Source organism: Catellatospora sp. NPDC049609 (assembly GCF_040675365.1).
Lineage (GTDB): Bacteria > Actinomycetota > Actinomycetes > Mycobacteriales > Micromonosporaceae > Catellatospora.
Map to the genome: position 1 here is coordinate 1 of NZ_JBFAOU010000282.1, position 6,333 is coordinate 6,333.

The 6,333-nt window shown below is 67.5% G+C and carries 9 protein-coding genes and 1 pseudogene; 2 read left to right on the forward strand and 8 right to left on the reverse strand.

Features of this window, described 5'->3' with window-relative positions; translation table 11 throughout:
- Positions 1 to 32: 32 nt before the first annotated feature.
- Genes AB0J67_RS38265 through AB0J67_RS38295 form a run of 7 tightly spaced genes read right to left on the reverse strand, consistent with a single transcriptional unit; the run spans position 33 to position 3,081 of the window.
- A complete protein-coding gene (locus AB0J67_RS38265) occupies positions 33 to 395 on the reverse strand; it encodes a hypothetical protein (protein WP_363490245.1) in 363 nt (120 codons plus the stop codon).
- Entirely contained in the window at positions 392 to 688 is a 297-nt protein-coding gene (locus AB0J67_RS38270; protein WP_363490247.1) for a hypothetical protein, read from the reverse strand. The genes AB0J67_RS38265 and AB0J67_RS38270 overlap by 4 nt, the downstream gene beginning before the upstream one ends.
- Positions 685 to 1,839, reverse strand: a complete 1,155-nt coding sequence (locus AB0J67_RS38275) for a hypothetical protein (RefSeq protein WP_363490249.1) — start codon at positions 1,837 to 1,839, stop codon at positions 685 to 687. Before AB0J67_RS38275 ends, AB0J67_RS38270 begins: the two co-directional genes overlap by 4 nt.
- 18 nt (positions 1,840 to 1,857) lie before the next feature.
- Positions 1,858 to 2,028 (reverse strand): hypothetical protein, encoded by a 171-nt coding sequence (locus tag AB0J67_RS38280; protein WP_363490251.1) that lies wholly within the window; start codon positions 2,026 to 2,028, stop codon positions 1,858 to 1,860.
- The gene (locus tag AB0J67_RS38285; RefSeq protein WP_363490253.1) at positions 2,025 to 2,336 is read right to left on the reverse strand and encodes a hypothetical protein; all 312 of its coding nucleotides are present in this window, start codon (positions 2,334 to 2,336) and stop codon (positions 2,025 to 2,027) included. The genes AB0J67_RS38280 and AB0J67_RS38285 overlap by 4 nt, the downstream gene beginning before the upstream one ends.
- Positions 2,333 to 2,677 (reverse strand): hypothetical protein, encoded by a 345-nt coding sequence (locus AB0J67_RS38290; protein WP_363490255.1) that lies wholly within the window; start codon positions 2,675 to 2,677, stop codon positions 2,333 to 2,335. The genes AB0J67_RS38285 and AB0J67_RS38290 overlap by 4 nt, the downstream gene beginning before the upstream one ends.
- Entirely contained in the window at positions 2,677 to 3,081 is a 405-nt protein-coding gene (locus AB0J67_RS38295) for a hypothetical protein (protein WP_363490257.1), read from the reverse strand. Before AB0J67_RS38295 ends, AB0J67_RS38290 begins: the two co-directional genes overlap by 1 nt.
- A 986-nt stretch (positions 3,082 to 4,067) precedes the next feature.
- Between AB0J67_RS38295 and AB0J67_RS38300 the strand changes: the two genes are divergently transcribed.
- Together AB0J67_RS38300 and AB0J67_RS38305 are read left to right on the forward strand one after the other, a co-directional pair.
- On the forward strand, positions 4,068 to 5,237 hold the full coding sequence (locus AB0J67_RS38300) for a hypothetical protein (RefSeq protein ID WP_363490259.1): 1,170 nt from the start codon (positions 4,068 to 4,070) through the stop codon (positions 5,235 to 5,237).
- 7 nt (positions 5,238 to 5,244) lie between these two features.
- Complete coding sequence (locus AB0J67_RS38305) at positions 5,245 to 5,820, forward strand: cysteine hydrolase (protein WP_363490261.1); 576 nt, start codon at positions 5,245 to 5,247, stop codon at positions 5,818 to 5,820.
- A gap of 228 nt (positions 5,821 to 6,048) precedes the next feature.
- Here the strand turns inward: AB0J67_RS38305 and AB0J67_RS38310 are convergent.
- Positions 6,049 to 6,333 (reverse strand): annotated as a pseudogene (locus AB0J67_RS38310) (ABC transporter ATP-binding protein); the annotation flags it as partial.

Here is a 6,333-nt window from a genome sequence, read left to right on the forward strand (position 1 = left end):
GGGCGGGTGTGCCCTGGCCGGGACGGTGGCGGTCAGCAGCCTTCGGGGATCTCGCAGGTGTAGGCGCTTGCGCAGCCGCGCACCAGGGCCACGAACTCCGGCCCGGTGACGGTGGCTTGCACCGCCGGGTCGGCGGTCAGCACGAGCGCGGGGCGGGTCCAGTCGTGCCCGGCCAGCAGCCCAGCGGCCGTGCGCGCGCAGTGCACGCACGTCGGGACACCGGTCAGCACCCGCCCGGAGTCGGCGTGCACCAGCCACCAGCCGCCACTGAACCGGTCGTCGGCGTTCACGGAGGGGGCGATGAGCAGGCCAGGCGCGGTATGCTCGCCCATCACCGGCACGCGCGGGCGGGCGAACCCGCCCAGGTCGAGTGCGACCTGCGCCAGCGCGCTCACCGCTCGGCCTCGCTGTCGGCGGGGAAGCACTGCGGTGCGGTGCAGACCACCGCGCCGCGGTGCATCGCCCAGCCCGCCGAGTAGCTACGCCCGTCGCTGGTCGGCGGTGTCTCCGGCTCGGGCGTGGCGCAGGCCGGGACCTGCGCGTGGTGGCGAACCGGCTCCTCACGGCCGAACACCACGCGGGTCGTCGACCAGCGGTGCCCGGCGCTGCGGTGCGCCACCGAGCCGGGCTTGACCGGGCCGTCGGTGAGGACCTCCCAGTGCGGGCGCAGCCCGCTCACGCTGGTCACCGCTGGCCCCCGATCGTGGCCATGTCCAGGTTCATCTCGGCCAGGCGCGGCGCGCCGTGCCAGGGTCGGGCGGCCGAGACGTAGCCGTCGAACAGGCCGATCAGGAACGCCGTGCCGGCCGCGCCGATCGGACCGACCGAGTGGGCCAGCATCGGACCGACCTGCGCGGTCCAGTCCACGCCGACCGTCCAGCCGCCGACAATGTTGAGCAGCAGCGACGCACCCAGGGCGGTCCACTCGATCGCGGTGGCGCGCCAGTCGGTGTCGCCACCGGCCGAGCGCAGCACGGCCCGCCCGATGATGATCAGACCGACGATCGCGATGAGCGCGGGCTCCATCGCCCACGCCGCCCACCAGCCCGCCGAGTCGGCGCCCAGGCCCAGCAGGCGCACCACCCCGGCCTGCACACCGGTCGTGGACCAGGCCGCGAACGCGGCCAGGACCGGCACCCCGGCCATGAGGGTGACCGAGCGGACGCGGGCCACGCGCAGCGCCCGCATCTCCGCCGAGCCCTGGATCTGCGCGCGCAGCCGCGCCCTGGTGCCCGAACGTGCCGCGCGCCGGTACAGCGCCGACAGCGATGCCGCGTCGGCCGCGTCGCGCGCCCGCTCCCGGCGGGCGAGCTTGGCGGCGCGTGCCTGCTCGCGCACATCACCGAGGGCGATGCGGTGGGAGGCGTCAGCCGCGCGCCGGGTCAGCTCGTCGTGGCGGGCGATGTCCAGCCGCGCCCGCTCGTCGTCGAGCTTGGCGGCCTGGGCCAGCACCGGGTCCGGCAGCGGCGGCGCGGCCACCGGGATCGGGTCGGCGACCGGCAGCGCCAGCGCCAGCGGGGTGATCTTCGGCTCCGGGGCCACGCCGACCGCCGTCTGCGGCGACGCCTGCGGAATGATCGCCGGTTCGGTGATCTCCGGCTCCGGGGCCGCAACGGTCGGCTCGGCCTGCTCCGGGCGGGCCGGGACGTCGGTCAGGCGCTCGTCGGGGGCGGGCGCGGTCAGGGTGGACAGCAGCGCCTTGGCCTTCTCGTCGCCGATCCGGAAGCGCTTCATGGTGGCGTTGCGCGACGGGGCCGTGCCGAGCTTGGCGGCCCACGCGTGGAAGTCGTCGACCAGCGCGGCGACGGCGGGCGGGTAGATGCTGGTGGGTGCGGTCATGACTATGGCTCCTCTCTGTCAGCGGCGGGACTTGCGGTTACGGGCCTCGGCCGCGTACACGGCGGCCTGGTCGCGCTCGGACAGGTGCGACATCACGGCCCGGTCGTGGCCGTTGCGCTCGAGGGCGCGCAGCAGCGCGACTGTGGCCGCGTCGTTGACCTGCTGGTCGGTGTGGGGCTGCTCGCTCATCGCGCACCCGCCTTCGTCCGGCGGTCGTGATCGCGCAGCGACATGTCGACCATGCGGAAACCCCAGTAGATGGGGTGCCGTCCCAGGTGCACGGCCAGCGCGTCCTGCAAGCGGCGCAGCGCCGCCCAACGGCGGTCACAGCACGCGGTGTTGCGGTTCCACTGCTGGACACCGCCGTCGAACCCGTCAGCGGTGCGCTTGGCGCAGGCGCTGGCGTAGCGCGACGCCATCATGGCGACAGCGGCCATGAGCAGATCGGTCCGCTCGCCGTGGGCACGCTGGTCGGCGTCGGTGGTGGGGTCGATCATCGGGCACCTCCGGTCATCGGCCGGCGGCGAAGCGCGGTCGCGCACACGCGGACCGCGCCGGGCTCCCGGCGTGCCGGAGCAGGGTCGGAGACGTCGGTCAACGTCATGGCCGCGTCCAGGGCGGCCAGCACGCTGGCCACGTCGGCGCGGGCGCCGATCAGCCGGACCTGCACCGGCCGCGCCGGACGCTCAACGGCATCGAGGGCCGCCCGGTACATGGCCTGGCGCTGCTGCTCGCGCAGCCGCGCGGTCAGCGCGGCGGCCTGCTCGGCGGTCAGGTCACCCCGGGCGGCCCGCCGCGCGATCTCGCCGATCGCGCGCCCGGTACGGGTACGGGCCATCACCGCGCCTCCCGCCGTGCCGCAGCCGCGCGCGAGCACACGAACCGGTAGCCCCGGTTACGGCGCCGAGCGACCTCGGCCAGGCGGCGCTTGACCTCGGCGCGCTCGCACTCGGTCAGTTCCAGCCGCTCACCGCGCATCACGCGGCGTAACGCGACCTCGTCGATGTAGGTCGGGTCCGGCTCGAAGTCGAGAGGCAGGCCGCATTCCAGCGCGAACATGAAGTCGTCGTGCAGCGCCTTGGCCCACGCCGAGCCGCACGCCACACCGCCGGCCAGGTCGGCCAAGTCGTGGGTGTGCCCCATGCAGTTGCGTGCCGCGACAGCAGCCAGGGGGTGATTGATAGTCAACCGGTCGTGTGCCGGTTCGTCGGCGGGTGCCGACGCGATAGCCTGCACAGGCATCGCTTCTTCCCTTTCGCAGGTGGGATGGGGTGCGAAAGACCCCGGCAGGGGTGGAGCCCTGCCGGGGTCGCTTGCTTCGCTGTGCTGGTCGCCTCGGTGGCGGCCACCGCGCGGGCCGGGCCGAGCCCGGCCCCACGGAAGCCGTCAGCGCCGCGAACGAACACGGCGCTTGGGAGCAGCGGCACAGCCGCCGCAGCGGTCATCATCAGCAGACAGCGACACCAGGTGGCCGCAGCCGCCGCACAAGCGCCACACGGACTTGGCGCGAGTCGAGACACGTACGCAGGTGGCGAGCATCATCAAAGTCACCTCCTCCGGTGATTAGTCGTGTTCATGGGCGGGACAGTGGCGGCCGGGACGCACGTGGCCCCGGCCGCCAGATAGCTGCAGAACTTCGCGCGGCCTTCACCCGGGCCGCGTACGGGCGCACGGACCTCAGCCGTGCCGGTCGCCTTTTCCTGGGAGGCGACGGCCCATCTCTCTGTGAAGTTCTCAACAAACAAGCGATCACCAGCAGCCATAGGCGTGCGGCTATGCCGCCTTCCCTGGACTCTGCCGGGTCGACTACAACGTAACGTTGTATAGCGCAGCGTACAACTCCACGTTGTATTCGCGCAAGCGCGTCTACCACGTAGGCTTGTACTGATGACTACTTCCGATGCGCCCACCGACTGGTGGACCACTGAGCATGTACTGGCCTACCTGAGCTCGGTAGGCGCTCCGATTAGCCGTGCAACCTGGGCTTCATACGTCTCGCGCGGCCAAGCCCCTGCCCCAGACCGCATGTTCGGCAGATCTCCGGCCTGGCATCCCGCCACGATCCAACGCTGGCAGGCCGACAGACCACGCAAGGGCTCAGTCAGCGACTAAAAGGGATCTACATATGCCCCATCTCATCTGTTCAACTCCGGCTTACCTGTCACCAAGTCTGCTCATCGGCTCAGGCAAATGGCAGACCCCACGTGTGGACACAGTGGACATACGCCGTGTCCACTGAGGTCACCCGGAGCTACAAACCGAACCTTGTCTTGGTTAACTACCGGAAAAGCGTGGGATGGGAATCGAGAAAGCGCGCAGCTCGCGAACTCCTCCGCGTGGGTGCACAGAACGGCTTAAAGGACACGCCCACCGTTGAAGCGATTGAGAAAGCTATGTATCGCCACGAGACGGGCAGAGTCGCTGTTACCGACCCAATTTACCGACGACTCTACTGCCTGGCGTACGGGGCCACTCCCCATGAGTTGTTCGGTGAGATTGAAAGCGCGTACGTCACAGATGGAACCCATTTCACGGTGCGCTCACACAAGTTCATACCCGCTTATGTAACGCCAGGCGGGATTAATCTTCTATCGAAGACAGTAGAGATGCGCATCTGCGATGACCAGTGGCAACACTGCTTGACTGCGGAAGTTGATCATCCTGAAGGGGAATGCACGGTATACGCCTGGCCTCACGGTTCCGTAGTTTTTCACCTAGTGGAGGAGCTAAAATTTTCCACAATCGCCTCACTCGCCGCATGGCGAAAGGTGTCTTATGACGACAACCGCAAATGGGCCGAAGATTTCATTCGAGTCGCCATAGCGTCTTTCGATGCTAGCGACCTGTATATTCTCGGTGCTCATTGGGTAACCGAGTCAGCATGGCCAGCCGAGCAACTTGAGGCGGCGCTGCGCATCATGGCCTCCCCGGCCGTACTGCTGCATCGAGATCGCAAGATTGACAACGAGCACCTTGCCCATGCGGAACTAATTGAGCAGTCGTTAATCGCCGATGGTTACGACAATGCGGACATCGAACCGTTTGGCGTGCGCGGGATCTCTTCCGGCTTTGCCTCCTGGTCGGGGGTGGTCTACCACCCAATAGCTCCGGAACGTTCACTCCGAGAAAAGGAGTTGGTAGCCTGCGAGCTGGCCGTTCAGTCCATGTGGTGTATGACCCGATGGGTAGCCCGCTGCATAGAGCAAGGCTTTGACCCAGACCTTCCCCCGGAATTCGGGTGGCGCTATTTACGTGGAGTGCGGTCTAGGTTGACGCTATCACTTCCTCGCGAAACCGGACAGCACCAAACGATGCGGCGCGCTATCCTGCGCACCAGTGACCTAATGCCAGCATTAGACCAAGCAATTGAAACGCTCCGAGACGCAATCAGAGAATGAGGCTGACGTGACACACCCCCGCGCCGTACTGGTTGTTACAGACATGCAAGTCGGCTTCGTAAGGGAGCAGTCCGCCCATATCGTGCCAGTGGTGGTGGACCTCGTGAGGCGCTGGCAGGAGAATGGGGGCGAGATCTTATTTACCAGGTACCTGAACTATCCAGGTAGCCCGTTTGAACAATTCTTCAACTGGCGTCGCCTTCAATCTTCGCCAGAGATTGACATTGTGCCCGAGCTTCAACCCTATCTGGCGGACCACATGATTCTCGACAAGAGGATATATAGCCCGTTCACGCACGAGAGCGAACAAACCTTTAGGCAACTCGGATGGGTCGAGTTCTACTTCTGTGGAATCGCGACCGAGAGCTGTGTTCTAAAGGGAGCCGTAGACGCATTTGAACGCGGTTTCACGCCGTGGCTGATTGCAGATGCGTCGGCTAGCCACGCCGGTGAAGCCGCTCACGAGGCCGGCCTGCTTGTCACACGTCGCTTCATTGGGCCAGGCCAAGTGATCACGCTTGCCGACCTGCCTGACGACCTTATCGGACCGAGCACTGAGCGTTCGACCGTCGAGGCCACCTAAGGGGGCGGGATCGAGCGCAGCACAACCGGACGTGTCCCGTGGTACGACTCAAGCCGTGCCGCCCAAGATCCCGTACCGCTCCTGAACTGCATTGGTACGGCTGGTACGGCTGGTACGGGCACCCCCGGCGGCCTGGGACAATGGTGCTTCCTTTAGGCGCACTCACATACAAGCGTAGGTATGCAAGCTGCATCTGGCGCACGTTCACGGCGGCGCGTGACCGTCGCCTTATCCCAGCAGCAGGGCTTGACCTGACGGCTCGCGTGTGAGGGCGAACTGGGTGCGGTACAGGTCGGCGTAGAGGCCGCCCTCGGCGAGCAGCTGCTCGTGGGTGCCGCGCTGGACGATGCGGCCGCCGTCGAGGACCAGGATCTGGTCGGCCTCGCGGACCGTGGACAGGCGGTGTGCGATGACCAGTGCGGTCCGGCCGGCCAGCGCGGTGGACAGGGCCGCCTGCACGGCGGCCTCGCTCTCGGAGTCCAGGTGCGCGGTGGCCTCGTCCAGGATGACGAT

What these genes read in the sequence shown, in the direction of transcription:
- AB0J67_RS38275 (WP_363490249.1), bottom strand. Translation starts at nt 1,839, where the DNA reads ATGACCGCACCCACCAGCATCTACCCGCCCGCCGTCGCCGCGCTGGTC.
- AB0J67_RS38285 (WP_363490253.1), bottom strand. Translation starts at nt 2,336, where the DNA reads ATGATCGACCCCACCACCGACGCCGACCAGCGTGCCCACGGCGAGCGG.
- AB0J67_RS38295 (WP_363490257.1), bottom strand. Translation starts at nt 3,081, where the DNA reads ATGCCTGTGCAGGCTATCGCGTCGGCACCCGCCGACGAACCGGCACAC.
- AB0J67_RS38290 (WP_363490255.1), bottom strand. Translation starts at nt 2,677, where the DNA reads ATGGCCCGTACCCGTACCGGGCGCGCGATCGGCGAGATCGCGCGGCGG.
- AB0J67_RS38280 (WP_363490251.1), bottom strand. Translation starts at nt 2,028, where the DNA reads ATGAGCGAGCAGCCCCACACCGACCAGCAGGTCAACGACGCGGCCACA.